Below are 18701 nucleotides of genomic sequence, written 5' to 3'. Positions count from 1 at the left end.
CGCCGCGACCGGGGCGTCCTTGCGCAGGCATGCGCCCCGGACGGGAGTGATGTGGGTGGGGTGCGATGAACGGATTTCGAGGCGCCCTGTTGCTGGCGCTGATGACGACCCTGGCGGGCTGTTCCGGACGCGATCCGGGGCCGTTGGAGGGTAGTTGGGCGGTGACCGAACCATTTCCGATGACCCTCACCTTCCGCGAAGGCGAAGCGCGGGCGATGGGCCGGGTGGAGAAGGTGACGTTCCGCCGCAAGGGCAAGGACGTGTTCGTTACCTATGAGACCGGGATGGCCAAGGGCCACACGTTCCGCTACACGATCATCGATGCGGACACGGTCAGCAACGAGTCGGGGCGACTACGGCGGATCAGCAGATAGCTGGACGCTAACGGTTGCAAACATCGCTGCCGGCATGGCGCCGGCAGATGTGGATGACTTTCAAGCGGCCCAACGACAACCATGGCGCGGCCAAGCCGCGCTGATCAGTCTGCAGCCGTTGCTCTTGCTGAGTCTCAGTAGGTAGCGCACTGCAGGAACCGCGCCGGGCGCGTCGCGCCTGCGGGCGGCTGCAGGTGCAGGCGCGAGGTGCGCAGGCCGTCGTACTTCTTCATGACCTGGCAGATGCCGTCGACCGGGTCTGCGTTCTCGTCGGCCAGGTAGACCATCAGCGTCGAGCGGGTGGTCCACAGCGCCTTTTCCACGCCTGGCAAGGTCGACACCATCTGGATGACGTCGTTGCGCTGTTCGTCTTCGCTGACGGGCAGCGGGGCCAGCAACGGCGCGGTCGCGGTTGCGGCTGCTGCCGGGTTGGCTGGGGCAGCGGCGCTGGCGGTACTTGCGACGTTGTCGTGGGTTTCTTCGCGAGCGGGCATCAGCACGGCAATCAGCAAGCCGAGGGTCAATGCACCGGCCCAGGCGATGGTGGTCTGGCGTACCGCACCGTGGCGGGACTTCGCCCAGATTTCCTCGCGCACGCCCGGGGCGAGCTGCGAACGGATCAGCGGCCACAGGCCTTCGCCGTCGATGATGTCGATGCGACCTTCGCCGAGCTTTCGGGCGGCCTTGTCGGCTGAGCCAGGCGTGGCCACCACGCCGCCGGCCGCGCCGTGGAAGCGGATCGCGTCGGCCATGTCGCCCACGACCGTCGTGGTGACCTTGTAGTTGTTGCCTTGCTTGCACGCGAGCAGCCACTTGCTCTCGTTGCGCACGAGGTGGAGGACGGAGTCCTGTCCGCGCTCGGCGGCCTCACCAGCGGCTTCGGGCTTGTAGCCCTGTGAGTGGAGGGCGTCGACGACCATCTTCGAGAATTCGCGCCAGCGCATGGCGGCCAGCAGCCGGAGGCCATCCTCGCGCTCGACGCGGGGACGTTGGACCAGCCAGACCCAGGCCGATGCTGCGCCGCCTACCGCGGCCACAACGCCCAGTGCGATCGTTATCGAAGCGGCCGTCAGCATGTGGTCCTTTCCGCGCGTGGCTGAGGGCCAGAACTATACGTCAGCCGCGTGATGGCGCGGAACCGCACCACAGAAAAAGCCCGCCAGTCCGGGGCGCAGGGGAGGGGAATTGCGTCCGGGTATTCTGGCGGGCCTGAAACGTGCGGCAGGCGCGCGAGGCGCCATGCCGTCAATGCGGTTGCTTAGCGGGCGGCCTTCTTGGCAGCCGGCTTGCGTGCGGTCTTGGCAGCCTTCTTCGCGGCCGGCTTGCCACCGAGCTTGCGCAGCTCGGCGGTCAGCGCGTCAACCTTGCTGCTCAGGTCGGACAGGTCGTCACGGCCCGGCACGCCCAGCTTGGTGAGGGCGCGCTGCACGCGGTCTTCGAAGACCTTTTCCAGGCGATCCCACGTGTCGGTCGCGCGTTCGCGCGCCTGGCCCACGGTGTTCTCGACCGCGCCGCGGACGACGTCGGCCTGGCCACCGGCGAACTTGAGGGCGTTCTTCTCGAGCTTCAGGCCTTCCTTGATGAGGGCCTCGAACAGCTTGGTGCCTTCGGTCTGCGCGCGGCTGAAGGCGCCGACGCCGGCCAGCCACACCTGCTGGGCGGATTCGCTGAGGGTCTTGGTCAGCTGCTCGGCCTGTTCCTGCTTGGTCTGCTTGCTCTTGGTGGAAGTGGTCTTCGCGGTCTTCTTGAACTTGGCCATGACGTTCCCTCAGAGGGGTGTGGGGTGATGGCCCAAGATCGCGGTGTTGTCTAGAGCTTTCACACCAAGGTATGCAACATCGGTGCGAGGACCTGGGATCCGGGCGTGCTGCAAGCCCGGATATTCGTCGCCCGCTCAGCCCGTGGCGCGATTGCGCGCGACGATATGGTCGACGTCATCCAGCGCGCGACGCAGGCGCGCGGTGGTTTCGGTGGCACGCGGCTGGCGCTTCAGGCCGGCGATGATCGAGCGCTTCTCGTCGTTGACGACGTCGGCGCGCACGCAGAGGCCATGCGCGGCAAGGACCGGTGCCAGCACTTCCCCGCGCTGGCGCAGGTCGGCCATCACGTTGCGGTAGGCGATGTCGGCGACGCGCTTGCGATTGGTGAAGCTGAAGGCGTTGGTGAAGAACAGTTCGCCGTCGCGCGCATTGGGTTCGAATATCATCTGGTCGACGTCGGGGAACTGCTGCGCGTGTTTCGCCAATCCGATCTGCATGCGCGACTGCAGCAGCGTGCGGAAGGTCTGCGACAGGACTGCCGGCAATCCTCCCGCGGCCAGACGTCCGGCATTGCGCGCGGCCATGTCCGAATCCACCCCGGAGTTGAACGACACCAGCGGGTTGACGCCCAGCATCAGGTCGATGCCGCGTTCCAGCACGACCGATGCGTGCATCGTCCGGCGCAGGGCGCCATCGACGAAATGCCGGCCGCGCACTTCCACCGGCGGATACAGGCCGGGCAGTGCAGCGCTGGCCTGGATCGCCTGCGAGATCGGTACGTCGTCCCAGTCTTCGCCACCGAAGCGGACGGCTTCACCGCTGTCGAGGTCCACGGAGATCACGAACAGCTTCGTCTGCAGTTCGCGGAAGTCGTTGGTGCGGCCGCGGCGGGTGAATACGTCGCGCAGGAAACGCTCGACTTCGGCGTTGTCGAACAGGCCCGTCGGCACCAGTCCGCCAAAGCGGGTGATGAAGTCCGGCCAGCGCAGCGCGCCCGGCGCGAACAGCAGCTCGTGCCACCAGTCCACCGCCAGCCGCGGCAGGCTGGAGACGCGCCGCGTGTACTCCATGAAGGCGGGGCGCATGAAGGTTTCCGGGCGGAAGTGCACGTCGTCGCTGTCGCCGGTGAGGAAGATCCGGCACATCTCGGCCGTCCCGAGCCGGTTGGCCAGGCCGGCGGCGAGGAAGGCGCCACTGCTGACGCCGACGTAGCAATCCAGCCGGGTCAGGTCCAGGCCTTCGATAGCCTCGTCCAGGGCGCGCAGGGCACCGAGTTCGTACATGCCGCCGATGGGGCCGCCGCCAGCCACCGCCAGGCCGATGCGCGGCTCGGTCGATCCGGGTTTGCGTGGGCGGTTGCGGGCGGTGTGCAGGGAGAGCATGCGCGAAGGTATGGTTTCGAAGTGCCCGGAGTGTAGCCCAGGGTCCCCGAGCAGAACCGCGACGCTTGCGGCATCCCGGAACGCCCCCGATCATCCCGCCCAATGTCCCGCACCAAAGACCTGAGCCTGCGCCTGGGCTGCCTGCTGTCCCGCCACCAGGCCCTGCACGACCCGGACCGCGAGCCGCGCAATGCCTTGCGCTGGCTGCCGGAAGTGCGTCGCTGGCAGGCTGAGCGCCTGGAAGCCAGTTTCGACCGCTTCCTGAGGGACCCACAGCGCCGTCCGGCGGCACAGTTCTTCCTCAGCGACGTCTACAACGACCGCGATTTCAGCCGTCGCGACGCCGACATCGCCCGGGTCCTGCCGATGATGCAGAAGCTGCTGCCGGGCGCGGTCCTGGGAACATTGGCCGATGCCATTGAGCTGGGCTTGCTGACCCATGCCTTCGACCTGCGACTGGCGCATTTCCTTGAAGCTGCCCCGACCGGGCGCCGGCGGAAGCTGGACGCCGCGCTGTATTCGCAGGTTTATCGGGCGGCCGGCCTGCAGCGCCTGCGACGGCACCAGATCGACCTGATTTCCAGCGTCGGGCTGGGCCTGGGCGGTGCGATGCGCATGCCCGGCGTGGCGATGCTGCTCAAGCTCTCGCGCGGCCCGGCCAGGGCGGCGGGGCTGGCGGAACTGCAGGGTTTCCTGGAGCGCGGCTTCGGGGCGTTCGGGAAGCTGGGCGACGTACGTGGCTTCATCGACGAGATCGAAGCGGACGAGCGCGCCGTATGCGAACGCCTGTTCTCGGCCGACCTCAATCCCTTCCGCGGGAGCATGAAGTAGCCCGTGCGATGGCGTAACGGATCGGCAGGGTCACCGGCGACGTGCGAGGCGGCGGCTCGCCGCTGGCGCGGTCTGGATTGCGCGGGAACATTCCAGCCGAACCTCCAGCCAGCGTCCAGCCGAAGCCATCAGCCGAACGCGCTACGGCCGAAGCGGGTCCCGGCTGGCGAGGTCCAGCCGAGGCGTGCCGGGGAGTTCAGGAGCCTCTGAATAATTCGGATGTCATCCCGAACGCAGCGAGGGATCTGTTGTTTTGCTGGGAAAAACAGATCCCTCGCCATGCTCGGGATGACAAAGTCGAGTTGTTCAGGCCTTCCCCGGGTTCAGCTGAAGCGCTCGTCCAGCACGCGCTTGATCTCGGCTTCGATCGGTCCCTTGAAGGCGGACATCAGGAAGCCCAGGTCCGCGGTCACGCGCAGGCTCTTGGCGTCCAGCGCGATCTTGCCGTCGACGCCGGATCGATTGAAGTTGAGGGTGTCGCCGGCCCATTCGTAGACGATGCCGAAACGGTCGGCGAGCTTGTCGGCGACTTCCTGCACGGCCTTGCGGGCCTTGGCGTGCGGCATGGAATGGGCGTGGTGGATGTCGATGCTCGGCATGTAGGGCTCCCCTGTGCGTCGCCTATTGTGGGGCTCGGGCGCACGGCATCCAAGCCGGCCCGTCTTGTCGCCGAAACCACGCATGTTAGATTCCCGCGCAGTGAGCGCACTCCGACTTCGATTCCCCAACTCGCAGCAGCCCGACCTTCTACTGGGTCAGGGCGTCCATAACATTGGTCGCGACAATGCCGACAAGCCGACGATCGTCGACGACATTTCCGGCGCGTTCGCGCAGTTCTGCGTGGATCGCCGCGGCGTCTGGCTGCTGGTGCGCGAAGGCTCGCGCGGCCTGCACGTCAACGGTCGGCCGGTGCGGCGCATGGCGTTGCTGCGTGCCGGCGATGCGGTTTTCGTCGACGGCGTCGAATGGTTGCTGGCCGGCGAGACACCACCGTCGGCGCCGGCTGACCTGGCGGTCCACGTACCCGAAAGCAGTGATCCGCGCATCGTGCTGCGCGGCGTCGGCGGCGCCCACCACGGGCGCAGCGTGACCCTGGACCAGCCCCGGCTGGTCGGTCGCGTAGCCGAAAGCGACATCCGCATCGACGAGGCTTCCTTCGCCGATCGCCATGCACGGCTCGAGCCGCATCGCGAGGGCGTGGTCCTGCGCGATGTCGGTTCGCACGACGGCAGCCTGGTCAACGGCTGGCCGGTCCGCAACGCCTTGCTGCGACCGGGTGACCAGGTGGTATTCGATTCGCACCGCTTCGTGGTGGAAGCGCCGCGCCGCGGTGCCCAGGGCGAAGTCGCAACCGGCGGCGATCCGAACGACGAAGCCGAGGAAGTCGTCGCCGCGCCACAGGCCGTAAAGCCTGCCTCCAGCGTGCGGCGCATGCCGTGGCTGCTGCTGGCCGCGCTGCTGCTGGCGGGCGCGCTCAGCCTGCTGCTGTTGTACGGCGCGCGCTGACCGGGCAGACAGGAACCCTGCGCGGATAGCGTCGGGGCAATACCTAGGTTGTGGCGGAGCGGTGCAGAACCGCCCGCTTTTCGCGCAGGTGCCGCACCAGGCGCCAGCCCAGCAGCACCGCAAGGATGCCGGCATACAGCGCGGGTTCGCGGATGTCGGATTTCACCAGCCACCAGAAGTGCAGGACCGCCAGCACGCCGACGGCGTAGACGAGCTTGTGCAGTCGCGCCCAGTTGCGGCCCAGGCGCCGGATCGCCGCCTGGGTCGAAGTCACCGCCAGCGGAATCAGCAGCAACCACGCAGTGAAGCCCACAGTGATGTACGGCCGCTTGGCGATCTCCGCGAAGATCTGCGTCCAGTAGCCGCGCAGGTCGAGCACCAGGTACGCGCTGAAATGCAACGTCGCGTAGAAGAACACGTACAGCCCGAGCATGCGCCGGAAGCGCACCAGCACCGCCTGTCCGGTGAGCTGCCGCAGGGGCGTGATCGCCAGCGTGACCATCAGCAGGCGGAGTGCCCAGATCCCGAGCCGATGCTCGATCGCCGCGACCGGGTCCGCGCCGAGGCCGCCACTGCCGGTCAGGAACTCCAGCCGGACCTGCCAGGCCAGGATGGCGGCCGGCGTCAGCGCGAGCAGGTGAAGCAGTGTCTTGGCGACGAGGATTCGTGGCGAGGTGGGGCGCTTGGGCGGGCGGTGCTTTGCTGTGGACGAGTGCGGCATCTGATCTCAGGGTCTTGGGGGTTGGCCGTCATTCCCGCGAAGGCATCCAGGGATGTTGCCTACGCATGAAGCGTGTCTATGCTGAAGCAAACGAAGTCCATGGATTACTGGCTCCGCCGTTGTGAAGCACTTCCCGCCTTCGCGGGAATGACGGATCAATGGGACGCAGGAGAAAGGAAGTCGAGCAATGGAGCCGTTGGGCAAAGCGCAGCCGAACAGCTCGAGGCTACGGACAATCGCGACGCTTTGATTCAGAACCAGTGCCGCAGGTTCATCCCCGCGTATAGCCCCGCCACCTGGTCGGCATAGCCATTGAACATCCGCGTGGGAATGCGATCGGCAAACAGCTTGCTCTTCGTCCCGGAAATGCGGCGTTCGGTCTTCTGCGACCAGCGCGGGTGGTCCACCTGCGGATTGACGTTGCTGAAAAACCCATACTCGCTCGACTGCGCGTCATTCCACGACGTGCGCGGCATCCGCTCCACGAATGTGATCGCGACGATCGACTTGATGCCCTTGAAGCCGTATTTCCACGGGACGACCAGCCGCAGCGGGGCGCCGTTCTGCTGCGGCAATTCCTTGCCGTAGAGGCCGGTGACGAGGAAGGCGAGGGGATGCATGGCCTCGTCGATGCGCAGGCCCTCCCGATACGGCCAGTCGAGCGAGTCGTAACCCTGGCCGGGCATCTGCTTTGAATCCTTGAGCGTGGTGAAGGCGACGTACTTCGCTTTCGACGTGGGTTGGTAACGCTTGAGCACGTCCGCCAACGGGACGCCCAGCCACGGGATCACCATCGACCAGCCTTCCACGCAGCGCAGGCGGTAGATGCGCTCTTCGGGCGTGAATCCCTTCAGCAGGTCGTCCAGCGACAGCACGCCCGGTTTGGCGCAATGCCCGCCTACGGCCACGCTCCAGGGCTTCACGCGCAGCGTGCGCGCCGCCTTCGACGGATCGTCCTTGTTGGTGCCGAACTCGTAGAAGTTGTTGTAGGTGGTGACGTCCTCGTAACGCGTGAGAGTTTCGTCGGTGCGGAAACCCGACTTTGCCTGTTCGGGCGTAATCACGACGGTCGACGGTGGCGGGGCGGCCTCGCTGCAGCCCGACAGCGCCAGCGCCGGCATGGCGCCCAGTGCCGCCAGCAACCTGCGGCGGTCGTGGTAGACGGCTTCATCGGTGATCTGGGCGGAAGCAATCCGCAAGGCATCACGCAGGGACATGGCCAGCTCCGGGTTCATTGGGACTATATGACCAGAGGCGATAAGTGGGCGAAAAGTTGCGCGCGTAACCCTTGCTCTTTTGGCTGCTGCACTGCGGCATACTCCGCGTTCACCGTTTTCCGCCCACCAGTTCAGCCCGTGGAACGGAGCCCGTCGCGCGGATCGGCGCTTGCCGACGCAGTGCGGGACCCGCCCGGGCCCTCCCTGAAGGAACCCCGATGTCGCGCGCCTACAACTTCGCCGCTGGTCCCGCCACGCTGCCCGAGACGGTCCTGCGGCAGGCGCAGGAGGAGATGCTGGACTGGCATGGCGTGGGCGCGTCGATCGTGGAGTTGAGCCACCGTGGCCCCGAGTTCATGCAGGTGGCCGAGCAGGCGGAGTCCGATCTTCGCCAGTTGATGTCCATCCCCGAGGACTACGCGGTGCTGTTCATGGCCGGCGGCGCCACCACGGCGCAAGCGCTGTTTCCGCTCAATTTCGCCGCACCGGGCCAGTCGGCGGATTACGTCATCTCCGGTCACTGGGGCAAGACCGCACTCAGGCAGGCTCGCGCGGGCGTTGCCGCGAATATCGCCGCGAGCAGCGAGTCCGGCGGTTTCCGCGATGTCCCCGCACGCGACACCTGGCAACTGTCCGCCGATGCCGCCTACGTGCACTACACCGCCAACGAAACCATCCACGGCATCGAATTCCGCGACATTCCCGATGTCGGCGACGTGCCGCTGTTCGCGGACTTCAGCTCCTCGATCGCCTCCGAACCACTGGACGTGTCGAAATTCGGCGTGATCTACGGCGGCGCGCAGAAAAACCTGGGGCCGGTCGGCATCAGCGTCGTCATCGTCCGCCGCGACCTGCTGGAACGCGAAGGCCAGCCGCGCGCCGACATCCTCGATTACCGGTCCCACGCCAAGGCTGGCTCGATGCTCAACACCCCGCCGAGCTGGAACTGGTACCTGCTCGGCCTGACGGTGAAATGGATGCTGGACGAAGGTGGCGTCGAGGAGTTCGCGCGCCGCAACGCGCGCAAGTCGTCGCTGCTTTACCGCGTGATCGACCAGTCCGGCGGCTTCTATCGCAACGAAGTCGCGCCCTCGGTGCGTTCGCGCATGAACGTGCCGTTCTTCCTGCACGACGAAGCGCTCAATGCCGCTTTCCTGCAGGAGTCCAAGGAAGCCCGGCTGATCTCGCTCAAGGGCCACAAGGCGCTGGGTGGCATGCGTGCCTCGATCTACAACGCGATGCCCGAAGCCGGCGTGCAGGCGCTGGCCGATTTCATGAGCGATTTCCAGCGGAGGCACGGGTAATGGCTGCAAGGACTCCGAAGGGGAAGGCGGGCAGCAAGTCGCCGGTTTCGCGTTCCGGCGAGGCATCCAGGGGCAAGGTGAAGAAGGCAACTCGCACCGCCAAGCCCGAAGCCGCGTCCGCACCGCCCGAAGCCAAGCCCGACCTGGCCGTCGTGCGCGCCGAGATCGACGGCATCGACCAGCAGATCCAGGCGCTCATCAAACAGCGCGCGAACTGGGCGCACCAGGTCGGCAAGGCCAAGGGCAAGCTCGCGGCCGCCGTCGACTACTACCGTCCCGAGCGCGAAGCGCAGGTGCTGCGCCGCGTGGTGGACCGCAACGACGGCCCGCTCAACGACGAAGTGCTGGTGCGGCTGTTCCGCGAAATCATGTCCGCGTGCCTCGCCCAGCAGGAACCGCTGAAAATCGGCTTCCTCGGCCCGGAAGGCACGCACTCGCAGCAGGCGGTATACAAGCATTTCGGCCACTCCATCCACGGCCTGCCGCTGGGCAGCATCGAGGAAGTGTTCCAGGAAGTGGAAGCCGGTCATGCCGATTTCGGCGTCGTGCCGGTGGAAAACTCCACGCAGGGCACGATCCAGTCCACGCTCGACATGTTCCTGACGTCGCAGCTGCGCATCTGCGGCGAGATCGAACTGCGTGTGCACCAGCACCTGCTTTCGCGCAGTGGACGCATCGAGGATATCGAACGCGTCTACTCGCATCCGCAATCCTTCGCCCAGTGCAAGGCATGGCTGCGCCAGTACCTGCCGAAGGCGGAAAAGATCCCCCTGGGCAGCAACGCCGAAGCCGCCCGTCGCGCCCGCAGTGCCGACGACGCGGCGGCAATTGCCGGCGTCAGCGCCGCCAATGTCTACGGCTTGAAGTCGATTGCCGGCCCCATCGAGGATCGCCCGGACAACACCACGCGCTTCCTCGTACTGGGACGCGAGCTGTTTCCGCCGTCGGGCAACGATCGCACCTCGTTGCTCGTTTTCATCAAGGACCAGCCGGGCGCGCTGTACCACGTGCTGCAACCGTTCGCGAAACACGGCCTGAGCATGAATCGCATCGAATCGCGTCCCGGTCATACCGGCCTGTGGCAGTACGCGTTCTTCATCGACATCACCGGTCACGCGCAGGAAGACGCGATGCGTCGCGCGCTGGATGAAGTGAGCGAGTTCGCACAGGAAGTGAAGGTGCTGGGTTCCTATCCGGTGGCGATTGCATGAGTGCTGCTGTCATGCATGACGAAGTCTGGTTTGCGTCGCGCGCGTCGCGCGGCGTGCAGGGGCTGAAGGCCTACGACCCGGGACACGACCTGGTCGCGTTGCGGCGCAGGTTCGGCGAAGAGCTGCTGATCGAGCTGGGCTCCAACGAAAACCCGTATGGCGCATCGCCGGCCACGCGCGCGGCGATCCTGGATTGCCTGCATTCGCTGCATCGCTATCCCGATCCGTTGGGCGCCGATCTCAAGCGCGCGCTGGCGGCCACGCATGGTGTCGCGGTCAACCAGATCCTGCTCGGCAACGGTTCGCACGAGTTGCTGATGCAGCTGGCGCAGGTGTTCGCCGGATCGGGCGATGACGTGGTGTTCTCGCGCTATGGGTTTGCCGTGTTCTCGCTGGCCACGCAATGCGCGCGCGCGAATGCGTGCGTGGTCGACGCGTTGCCGCGCGATCACGCGGTGATGCCGCTCGGACACGATCTAGACGCGATCCTCGCCGCCATCACCCCTGCGACGAAGCTGGTGTACGTCGCCAACCCGAACAACCCGACCGGTACGTGGTTTGGCCGGGATGCTTTGGAAGCGTTCGTCGCCCGCGTTCCCGCCGAGGTCATCGTCGTTTTCGACGAAGCCTATGCGGAGATGGCCGACGCGCCGGATTTCGCCAGCGCACTGCCGTTGTTGTCGCGGCATCCGAATCTCGTCGTCACCCGGACTTTCAGCAAGGCTTACGGTTTGGCGGGCCTGCGCGTCGGCTACCTGCTTGGCGCGCCAGGACTTGTGGCGGTGATGGAACGCGTGCGCGAAAGCTTCAACGTCAATCTTCCCGCGCTCGCCGCGTGCGAGGCCGCGCTGGACGACACCGCGCACCTGGCGTGGTCGGTGCAGCGCAATGCGGAGGAGCGTGCATCGCTCGCGCAATCGCTGCAGGAACGTGGCTTGCGCGTGTTTCCCTCGCAGACCAACTTCGTGCTGGTCGAATTCGGCGAGCGCACCGCGAAGGTGGAATCCGACCTGATCGCCTGCGGCGTGGTGCTGCGGCCGATGGGTGGCTACGGCCTGCCGGATTGTCTGCGCATCACGGTAGGCAACCGCGACGAGAACCGACGCTTCCTCGCGGTCCTGGATGGCGTGCTGGCCAATCCCATCGCGTGATCCGATCCGTGACCGGAATCAGTGATCGTGACCCCGCAGAATTCCTGAAGAACTTGAACGGACGCAACGCCACATGACTTCCCGCGAAAAAAAGGGCTGGATCGCCTCACCCGGTCGCCCCCTGCACGGAACACTGCGCGTTCCCGGCGACAAATCGGTGTCGCATCGCGCGGTGATGCTGGGCGCGTTGGCAGAAGGCATCACGCAGGTGCGCGGCTTCCTGGAAGGTGAGGACACCCGCGCCACCGCGCGTGTGTTCGCCCAGCTCGGCGTACGCATCGACGCCCCCAGCGAAGGCGAGCGCATCGTCCATGGTGTCGGCCTCCACGGCCTGCGTGCGAATTCCGAGGCACTTGACTGCGGCAACGCCGGCACCGGCATGCGCCTGTTGGCCGGTGTGCTCGCCGGACAGGCGTTCGACAGCACGCTGGTCGGCGATGCCTCACTCTCGAAACGGCCGATGCGGCGCGTGACCGAACCGTTGGCGGCGATGGGTGCGCGAATCGACACCGAAGCCGGTGGTCTGCCACCGCTGCGGATCCACGGCGGCGCCGCATTGCAGGGCATCGACATCGCCACGCCGATGGCGAGTGCGCAGGTGAAGTCCGCGCTGCTCCTGGCCGGCCTGTACGCGCAGGGCGAGACCGTCGTTCGCGAGCCGCATCCCACCCGCGACTACACCGAACGCATGTTGTCCGCGTTCGGCTGGCCGATCGAATTCTCGCCGGGCTACGCGCGGCTGTCCGGCGGCCACCGCCTGGTCGCGACCGATGTCGATGTGCCGGCGGATTTCTCTTCCGCTGCGTTCTTCATTGTGGCCGCGTGCGTGATTCCCGGTTCAGAAGTGCGGATCGAAGCCGTCGGCATGAATCCGCGCCGCACCGGCCTGCTGACTGCGTTGCGGGCGATGGGCGCCGATATCGTCGAGGAGAACCCACGCGAACAGGGCGGCGAGCCGGTGGCCGACCTGCGTGTTCGTCACGCACCACTGCGTGGAATCGAGGTGCCGGAGCACATCGTCCCGGACATGATCGACGAGTTCCCGGTGCTGTTCATCGCCGCGGCCTGCGCGCACGGGCGCACGGTGATCCGTGGCGCCGCCGAATTGCGGGTGAAGGAATCCGACCGCATCGCCACCATGGCGACCGGCTTGCGCGCGCTGGGCTGTGCAATCGAGGAAACACCCGACGGCGCGATCATCACCGGCGGTTCGCTGCGTGGCGGTCGCGTGGACAGCCACGGTGACCATCGCGTGGCGATGAGCTTCGCCATTGCCGCGCAGGTTGCGAGCGGTGAGATCCGCATCGATGACACTGCGAACGTGGCTACGTCGTTCCCCGGCTTTGTCGCGCTGGCGGTGAATGCGGGGATGGGATTGCGCGAGGAGTGATCGTCGCGCGTGCGTCCTTCGACTTCGCTACGCTACGCTCAGGATGAGCGGAAATCCGAGTTGATCAGCAGTCACGCTGCGTTGATCAGCAGTCACGCCGCTCACCCTGAGCGTAGCGCCGCAGGCGCGTCCTTCGACTTCGCTTCGCTACGCTCAGGATGAGCGGAGATCCAAGTTGATCAGCAGTCACACCGCGTTGATCAGCAGTCACACCGCTCACCCTGAGCGTAGCGCCGCAGGCGCGAAGTCGAAGGGCGCTTCGCTACGCTCAGGATGCGCGGGAATTGGGGGTTGATCGAAAGTCCGGGGAATCGAGCGTTGGCTCGCAGCCCCGGACTACCGCTCGAAACTGATCGGCACCTGCACCCGCGAGCTGACCGGGCGCTCGCCGTCCATCGCCGGACTGAAGCGCCAGCGCCGCACGGCCTCCATCGCGGCGCGGTCCAGGTCGCGCGAACCGCTGCTCTTGGCTACTTCCACCGTTGCGGGCACGCCATCCGGGCCCACTTCGACGCTGACCAGCACCTTGCCGCTTTCCCCGCGACGCAACGCCATTGCGGGATAGCGCGGTGCCGGCGATGAAATCACCTGGGCGGGTGTGGAGGCGGTGGGCGCCGCCGGTCGCGGTGGCGGCGGGGGTGCGGCGGGCGCGGGCGGAGGAGTGGTTTCGACCAGCCGCGGGCGGCCTTCGTCATCCACTTGCGGCGTCGGTGCTTCGCCCATGCCGCTGGCCGAATCGGAACTGCCTGCCGGCGTTGGGGCGGGCAGGGGTGCGTAGTCGGGGCCGGCTGCCGTCGGCGCCACCGGTCCGGCGCGGTAGAAGTCGCTGTTTCCGCTGTTCTTCCACACCAGCAGGAACAGGATCAGCCCCAGCGCGAACGCGCCGAGCACCCACAACAGGGCACGTCGGGAAGGCTTCCACGCAGCCCAGTCGAAGGAGGGGCGTTGTGGCGTTGGAGTGCTGGGCATGGGGGTCATCGGGTGCCAATGGAGTCGAAAATCGGACGATCTTGCCGATCCGGATGTTAACCGCCGGGCAAACCAGTGCCTCGGCTGCGATAATCGCGACCTTCATCACCTTGCCGCCCCGACATGCTCGATCCGAACCTGCTGCGCCACAACCCCGCCGAACTCGCCGCGCGCCTGCGCGAAACCCGTGGTTTCGTCCTCGATGCCGCCGCGCTGGAGTCGCTGGAGTCGCTGGAATCTGAGCGCAAGCAGATCCAGATCCGCACGCAGGAGCTGCAGAACCTGCGCAACACGCGCAGCAAGGCGATCGGGCAGGCCAAGGCCAAGGGCGAGGACGTCGCCGCGCTGATGACCGAAGTCGCCGTGTTCGGCGACGAGCTCAAGGCCTCCGAAGTCCGCCTGGAAACCATCCGCACACAGATCGAAGCCGTCGCGCTTGGCATCCCCAACATCCCGCACGAGTCCGTCCCGCTGGGCCACGACGAATCGCACAACGTCGAGCAGCACCGCTGGGGTACGCCGCGCAAGTTCGACGACTTTCCGGTCAAGGATCACGTCGAACTCGGCGCCCGCAACGGCTGGCTCGACGGCGCCACCGCGGCCAAGCTCAGCGGCGCACGTTTCACCGTGCTGCGCGGCCAGTTGGCGCGCCTGCATCGTGCCCTGGCGCAGTTCATGCTCGACCTGCACACCGACGGGCACGGTTACCAGGAAACCAATGTCCCGCTGCTGGTGAATGCCGATTCGATGCGCGGCACGGGGCAGTTGCCGAAGTTCGAGGAGGACCTGTTCTCGCTGAGAGCTGATTCCACCTCGTTGGTCGTCAAGACGGCGGATCTCCAAGAGATTTCTGACTGGTTGGATAGAGGGGATCTCCGAACCGTTCTGAGCTTGATCAACGAAATATTGATGAAGTGTGGCTTTAGCGCCTGGTCGCACGTTTCACCGGAATTTGTTTCGAAGGCACGCGACCAAGGGGTTCTGTATGCGTTGCATGTAGAGATTGGGCGGCGACTCACGCGCTACCTGATCCCCACGTCCGAAGTCCCGCTCACCAACATCGTCCGCGACGAGATCCTCGAAGCCGACGCGCTGCCGCTGCGCATGACCGCGCACTCGATGTGCTTCCGCGCCGAAGCCGGCAGCCACGGCCGCGACACGCGCGGCATGATCCGCCAGCACCAGTTCGAGAAGGTCGAACTGGTGTCCATCAGCAAGCCCGAGGAAAGCCACGCCGAGCACGAGCGCATGACCCGCTGCGCCGAAGTCGTGCTGGAAAAGCTCGGCCTGCCGTATCGCCGCGTGCTGCTGTGCACCGGCGACATGGGTTTCTCCGCGATCAAGACCTTCGACCTGGAAGTCTGGCTGCCTTCGCAGGACACCTATCGCGAAATTTCCTCCTGCTCCAATTGCGACGCCTTCCAGGCACGCCGGATGCAGGCGCGCTGGCGCAACCCGGCCACCGGCAAGCCCGAACTGGTGCACACGCTCAACGGATCGGGCGTTGCCGTCGGTCGCGCGTTGATCGCGGTGATGGAGAACTACCAGAACGCCGACGGTTCGATCACCGTGCCGGACGTGCTGCGTCCGTACATGGGCGGCGTAGAGCGCATCGCCTGACGTTCGGCTCTCGCCCCAAGGAGTGTCTGAACAAGTCAGATGTCGTCCCGAGCGCAGCGAGGGACCTGCTGTTCGCCGCGAAAACCAGATCCCTCGCTGCGCTCGGGATGACAGGGCAAGACTTGTTCAGAGGTTCCCCGGGCCGGGTGGTGCGCTGTGTAAGTGCCGCAGCGGCCCGCGTCGCATGACTTTCGTGCCGGGCGCCCCCGGCGCAGGCGCGCTAGGGTCGCGAAGCCTGATTCCCCCCCTAGTTCCAGTTCCCCCTTCCCAGTTTCTCGTTCCAGGAGCCTTCCGATGCCCCGCCTGTCGACGTTGACGCTTTCCCTCGCGCTGGCCCTGCCGTTGCTGGCGCCGGCGGCCCACGCCCTGACGCCCGCGTCCGCCTCCGCCAGCGAACAGATCGCCCCGCTGGCCTACACCACGCGGACTCTCCCCAATGGCTTGAAGGTGTACGCGATCCGCGACACCACTACCGCCAACGTCGCGGTCGAGGTCTGGTACGACGTCGGTTCCAAGGACGATCCGAAGGGCCGCTCCGGCTTCGCGCACCTGTTCGAACACCTGCTGTTCAAATCGACCCGCAACATGCCGTCGGAAACCTTCGATCGCATGACCGAGGACGTCGGCGGCTTCAACAATGCCGCCACGGCCGATGACTTCACCTTCTATTACGAAGTCATCCCCGCCAACCACCTGCAGCGCCTGCTGTGGGCCGAAGCCGAACGCATGGGCTCGCTCGTCGTCGACGAAGCGGTGTTCAAGTCCGAACGCGACGTGGTCAAGGAAGAATTCCGCCAGCGCTACATGGCGCGCCCGTACGGCAAGCTGTTCGGCCTGTACGTGCCGCAGACGTCCTACGACGTGCATCCCTACGCGCGTCCGGGCATCGGCAACATCGATGAGCTCAACGCGTCCACCGTCGACGACGTGCGTGCCTTCCACGCCACCTATTACCGTCCGGACAACGCGGTGCTGGTGGTGTCGGGCAACTTCGATCCGGCGCAGCTGGACAAGTGGATCAACCAGTACTTCGGGCCGATCAAGCAGCCCAAGCGCGCGGTCCCGCGCGTGACCGCGGTCGAGCCGGCGCGCACTGCCGCGCGCGACTACCTGGTGTACGAACCCAACACGCCACTGCCCGCCGTTGCGCTGACCTATCCGGCGCCCGCCGCCGCCGATGCCGACCTGCCGGCGATGATGGTGCTCGACGCGATCCTGTCGAAGGGCGACAGCTCGCGTTTACACCAGTCGCTGGTGTACGAACAGCAGTTGGCCGCGCAGGCCGGCACCAACTTCCAGCCGTCCAAGGACGCCGGCGTGATGACGCTGCTGGCGATCATGGCCGACGGCAAGACCGCCGATGCGGGCCTGGCCGCGCTGCGCGCGCAGGTTGCGCGCCTGCGCGATGGTGAAGTCTCCGCTGCCGAACTCGACGAAGCCCGCAACCAGCTGGTCACCGATTCGCTGCGCGAGCGCGAAACCGCCGACGGCAAGGCGAGCGCGGTGGGTTTCGCCGCGATCGTGTACCGCTCGGCCGATCGCGTGAACACGCTGCTGGGCGACCTGCAGCGCGTTTCCGCGGCCGACGTGCAGCGCGTCGCACGCAAGTACCTTGACGAGAAGCAGAGCGTGGCGATCCGTTACCTGGACGAGTCCGCCAAGGCCGGCGGCGCACCGGCGACGCCGATCAAGGTGGCCGACACGGTCGACATGCACGACCTGTCGGTGCCGAAGTCGGCCATCCATGTGTTCACGCTCGCTCCGGAAGCGCAGCGTGAGAAAGCCCCGGCACCGGCCGCACCCGTGTCCGCGACGATGCCCGCCTTCAGCGAGGCCACGCTCGACAACGGCCTTCGCGTGATTGTCGCCGCCGATCATTCGCTGCCGCTGGTCTCCGCCGCATTGCTGGTGAAGGCCGGCGCCGCACAAGATCCGGAATCGGCCGTCGGCGCCGCGGAGCTGACCGCCAGCGTGATCACGCAGGGCGCGGGCAAGCGCAATGCCACGCAGATCGCGCAGGACATCGAAGCCCTTGGCGCGACGCTCAACGCCGGCGCCGACTGGGACGATTCCACCGTCTACCTCAACGTGCGCAGCGACCGGTTGGCGCAGGCGTTCCCGATCCTGGTCGACGTGGTCACCAAGCCCACCTTCGCCGCGGAAGAAGTGGAACGCCAGCGTCGCCAGGCGCTCGACGGCCTGACCGTGGCGCTGCGCAATCCCGGCACGCTGGCGGCGATCGCCGCCAACCGCGTCATCTATGGCGATGCCGCGTACGGCCGCATGCAGGGTGGCACGCCGAAATCGCTGGCGACCATCGATTCGGCAACGTTGAAGACGCTCCACGAAAACTGGTGGCACCCGGACAACGCCGTGCTGGTGCTGACCGGCGACATCTCGCCAGATGCCGGCTTCGCGCTCGCGCGTGAGCAACTGGGCAGCTGGACCAATCCGGTCAGCATGGCGGCGTCCGCCGGTGCCATCGATGCGGCCGTCGGCGCGAAAGCGCGCGTGGTCGTGGTCGATCGTGCCGATTCCGGGCAGGCGGCCGTGGTGACCGCGCAGCGCGGCATCACCCGCAAGGATCCGGATTATTTCGCGGCGATCGTGGCCGACAGCATCCTGGGCGGCGGCTATTCCTCCCGTCTCAACCAGGAAATCCGCATCAAGCGCGGCCTGTCCTACGGCGCGCGCAGTGACGTGTCCACGCGCGTCGGTGCAGGTCCGGCGATCACCTCGACCCAGACCAAGAATGTCTCCGCGCCGGAAGTGGTCGATCTCACCCTGGGCGAACTCAAGCGCCTGGGCGCCGAGCCGACGAGCGAGGCCGAAATGACCGCGCGCAAGGCGGTGCTGATCGGCGGTTTCGGCCGCGCCACCGAGACCAACGACGGATTGGCGGGCGAGCTGGTCGATCGCGCGTTGAACGACCTGCCGCTGGCCAGCCTCAACGACTACGTTGCCGATGTCGAAGCGGTGACGCCGGCGCAGGTGCAGGCCGTGGCCAAGCGCCTGTTCTCGCCGGAAACCGCGAACGTGGTCGTGGCCGGCGATGGCAAGGAGTTCCTCGAAGCGCTGAAGGCCAAGCACCCGGACCTCGAGGTGATCAAGGCCGACACGCTGGACCTGGATTCGGCGACGTTGAAGTAGGCGTCGGCTGCAACGACAGTTGGCAAGGAGAGACCCGCATGCCGGCTTTGGTCGAGCCTCGGAAAACTACTGGTTGTCATTCCCGCGAAGGCGGGAATCCAGCGCCCTTTACTGT

General features: G+C 66.5%; 16 protein-coding genes. 9 read left to right on the top strand and 7 right to left on the bottom strand.

The window, feature by feature from the left end; all coding sequences use genetic code 11:
* Nucleotides 1-179 precede the first annotated feature (179 nt).
* Nucleotides 180-374: a hypothetical protein gene (locus ACYVD7_RS08780; RefSeq protein ID WP_460761741.1), complete on the top strand. Its 195-nt coding sequence runs from the start codon at nucleotides 180-182 to the stop codon at nucleotides 372-374.
* 134 nt (nucleotides 375-508) lie between these two features.
* On the opposite strand, the gene ACYVD7_RS08775 is transcribed toward ACYVD7_RS08780, so the two are convergent.
* The 3 genes from ACYVD7_RS08775 to ACYVD7_RS08765 form a co-directional block, all read right to left on the bottom strand.
* Nucleotides 509-1450 (bottom strand): restriction endonuclease, encoded by a 942-nt coding sequence (locus ACYVD7_RS08775; RefSeq protein ID WP_460761737.1) that lies wholly within the window; start codon nucleotides 1448-1450, stop codon nucleotides 509-511.
* A gap of 182 nt (nucleotides 1451-1632) precedes the next feature.
* Nucleotides 1633-2133 (bottom strand): phasin family protein, encoded by a 501-nt coding sequence (locus ACYVD7_RS08770; protein ID WP_460761734.1) that lies wholly within the window; start codon nucleotides 2131-2133, stop codon nucleotides 1633-1635.
* A 135-nt stretch (nucleotides 2134-2268) separates the two neighbouring features.
* Nucleotides 2269-3516 carry a patatin-like phospholipase family protein gene (locus tag ACYVD7_RS08765; RefSeq protein WP_460761732.1) on the bottom strand — a complete coding sequence of 416 codons (1248 nt, stop codon included), beginning with the start codon at nucleotides 3514-3516 and terminating at the stop codon, nucleotides 2269-2271.
* Between the two features lie 102 nt (nucleotides 3517-3618).
* On the opposite strand from ACYVD7_RS08765, the gene ACYVD7_RS08760 reads away from it, so the two are divergent.
* Nucleotides 3619-4347 (top strand): FFLEELY motif protein, encoded by a 729-nt coding sequence (locus ACYVD7_RS08760; protein WP_460761729.1) that lies wholly within the window; start codon nucleotides 3619-3621, stop codon nucleotides 4345-4347.
* 323 nt (nucleotides 4348-4670) lie between these two features.
* Here the strand turns inward: ACYVD7_RS08760 and ACYVD7_RS08755 are convergent, their stop codons facing one another.
* Complete coding sequence (locus tag ACYVD7_RS08755) at nucleotides 4671-4946, bottom strand: polyhydroxyalkanoic acid system family protein (RefSeq protein ID WP_460761727.1); 276 nt, start codon at nucleotides 4944-4946, stop codon at nucleotides 4671-4673.
* A 100-nt stretch (nucleotides 4947-5046) separates the two neighbouring features.
* On the opposite strand from ACYVD7_RS08755, the gene ACYVD7_RS08750 reads away from it, so the two are divergent.
* Complete coding sequence (locus tag ACYVD7_RS08750) at nucleotides 5047-5853, top strand: FHA domain-containing protein (RefSeq protein WP_460761724.1); 807 nt, start codon at nucleotides 5047-5049, stop codon at nucleotides 5851-5853.
* A 43-nt stretch (nucleotides 5854-5896) separates the two neighbouring features.
* On the opposite strand, the gene ACYVD7_RS08745 is transcribed toward ACYVD7_RS08750, so the two are convergent.
* A complete protein-coding gene (locus ACYVD7_RS08745) occupies nucleotides 5897-6574 on the bottom strand; it encodes a protein-methionine-sulfoxide reductase heme-binding subunit MsrQ (protein ID WP_460761722.1) in 678 nt (225 codons plus the stop codon).
* A gap of 251 nt (nucleotides 6575-6825) precedes the next feature.
* Nucleotides 6826-7791 carry a protein-methionine-sulfoxide reductase catalytic subunit MsrP gene (msrP, locus tag ACYVD7_RS08740; protein ID WP_460761719.1) on the bottom strand — a complete coding sequence of 322 codons (966 nt, stop codon included), beginning with the start codon at nucleotides 7789-7791 and terminating at the stop codon, nucleotides 6826-6828.
* Nucleotides 7792-8009: 218 nt separating this feature from the next.
* On the opposite strand from msrP, the gene serC reads away from it, so the two are divergent.
* The 4 genes from serC (at nucleotide 8010) to aroA (ending at nucleotide 12847) form a co-directional block, all read left to right on the top strand.
* The gene (serC, locus tag ACYVD7_RS08735) at nucleotides 8010-9095 is read left to right on the top strand and encodes a 3-phosphoserine/phosphohydroxythreonine transaminase (protein WP_460761716.1); all 1086 of its coding nucleotides are present in this window, start codon (nucleotides 8010-8012) and stop codon (nucleotides 9093-9095) included.
* Nucleotides 9095-10306: a prephenate dehydratase gene (gene pheA, locus ACYVD7_RS08730; RefSeq protein ID WP_460761713.1), complete on the top strand. Its 1212-nt coding sequence runs from the start codon at nucleotides 9095-9097 to the stop codon at nucleotides 10304-10306. Before serC ends, pheA begins: the two co-directional genes overlap by 1 nt.
* A complete protein-coding gene (gene hisC, locus ACYVD7_RS08725; RefSeq protein ID WP_460761710.1) occupies nucleotides 10303-11457 on the top strand; it encodes a histidinol-phosphate transaminase in 1155 nt (384 codons plus the stop codon). Before pheA ends, hisC begins: the two co-directional genes overlap by 4 nt.
* A 73-nt stretch (nucleotides 11458-11530) precedes the next feature.
* A complete protein-coding gene (gene aroA, locus ACYVD7_RS08720; RefSeq protein WP_460761707.1) occupies nucleotides 11531-12847 on the top strand; it encodes a 3-phosphoshikimate 1-carboxyvinyltransferase in 1317 nt (438 codons plus the stop codon).
* A gap of 336 nt (nucleotides 12848-13183) precedes the next feature.
* On the opposite strand, the gene ACYVD7_RS08715 is transcribed toward aroA, so the two are convergent.
* A complete protein-coding gene (locus ACYVD7_RS08715; RefSeq protein WP_460761706.1) occupies nucleotides 13184-13816 on the bottom strand; it encodes an energy transducer TonB in 633 nt (210 codons plus the stop codon).
* Nucleotides 13817-13939: 123 nt separating this feature from the next.
* On the opposite strand from ACYVD7_RS08715, the gene serS reads away from it, so the two are divergent.
* Both serS and ACYVD7_RS08705 read left to right on the top strand, forming a co-directional pair.
* Nucleotides 13940-15436 carry a serine--tRNA ligase gene (gene serS, locus ACYVD7_RS08710; RefSeq protein ID WP_460761704.1) on the top strand — a complete coding sequence of 499 codons (1497 nt, stop codon included), beginning with the start codon at nucleotides 13940-13942 and terminating at the stop codon, nucleotides 15434-15436.
* Between the two features lie 294 nt (nucleotides 15437-15730).
* Nucleotides 15731-18586: a M16 family metallopeptidase gene (locus tag ACYVD7_RS08705; RefSeq protein ID WP_460761701.1), complete on the top strand. Its 2856-nt coding sequence runs from the start codon at nucleotides 15731-15733 to the stop codon at nucleotides 18584-18586.
* Nucleotides 18587-18701: the final 115 nt, after the last annotated feature.

This window comes from Lysobacter fragariae (genome assembly GCF_054779775.1).
Note: the sequence above shows the minus strand (reverse complement) of the source record. Positions and strands in the feature narration are given on the sequence as shown.

Excerpts from the sequence above, each read along its gene's own strand:
- ACYVD7_RS08780 (WP_460761741.1), top strand. The coding sequence starts at position 180 with ATGACCCTCACCTTCCGCGAAGGCGAAGCGCGGGCGATGGGCCGGGTG.
- ACYVD7_RS08775 (WP_460761737.1), bottom strand. The coding sequence starts at position 1,450 with ATGCTGACGGCCGCTTCGATAACGATCGCACTGGGCGTTGTGGCCGCG.
- ACYVD7_RS08770 (WP_460761734.1), bottom strand. The coding sequence starts at position 2,133 with ATGGCCAAGTTCAAGAAGACCGCGAAGACCACTTCCACCAAGAGCAAG.
- ACYVD7_RS08765 (WP_460761732.1), bottom strand. The coding sequence starts at position 3,516 with ATGCTCTCCCTGCACACCGCCCGCAACCGCCCACGCAAACCCGGATCG.
- ACYVD7_RS08760 (WP_460761729.1), top strand. The coding sequence starts at position 3,619 with ATGTCCCGCACCAAAGACCTGAGCCTGCGCCTGGGCTGCCTGCTGTCC.
- ACYVD7_RS08755 (WP_460761727.1), bottom strand. The coding sequence starts at position 4,946 with ATGCCGAGCATCGACATCCACCACGCCCATTCCATGCCGCACGCCAAG.
- ACYVD7_RS08745 (WP_460761722.1), bottom strand. The coding sequence starts at position 6,574 with ATGCCGCACTCGTCCACAGCAAAGCACCGCCCGCCCAAGCGCCCCACC.
- msrP (WP_460761719.1), bottom strand. The coding sequence starts at position 7,791 with ATGTCCCTGCGTGATGCCTTGCGGATTGCTTCCGCCCAGATCACCGAT.
- serC (WP_460761716.1), top strand. The coding sequence starts at position 8,010 with ATGTCGCGCGCCTACAACTTCGCCGCTGGTCCCGCCACGCTGCCCGAG.
- pheA (WP_460761713.1), top strand. The coding sequence starts at position 9,095 with ATGGCTGCAAGGACTCCGAAGGGGAAGGCGGGCAGCAAGTCGCCGGTT.
- hisC (WP_460761710.1), top strand. The coding sequence starts at position 10,303 with ATGAGTGCTGCTGTCATGCATGACGAAGTCTGGTTTGCGTCGCGCGCG.
- aroA (WP_460761707.1), top strand. The coding sequence starts at position 11,531 with ATGACTTCCCGCGAAAAAAAGGGCTGGATCGCCTCACCCGGTCGCCCC.
- ACYVD7_RS08715 (WP_460761706.1), bottom strand. The coding sequence starts at position 13,816 with ATGCCCAGCACTCCAACGCCACAACGCCCCTCCTTCGACTGGGCTGCG.
- serS (WP_460761704.1), top strand. The coding sequence starts at position 13,940 with ATGCTCGATCCGAACCTGCTGCGCCACAACCCCGCCGAACTCGCCGCG.
- ACYVD7_RS08705 (WP_460761701.1), top strand. The coding sequence starts at position 15,731 with ATGCCCCGCCTGTCGACGTTGACGCTTTCCCTCGCGCTGGCCCTGCCG.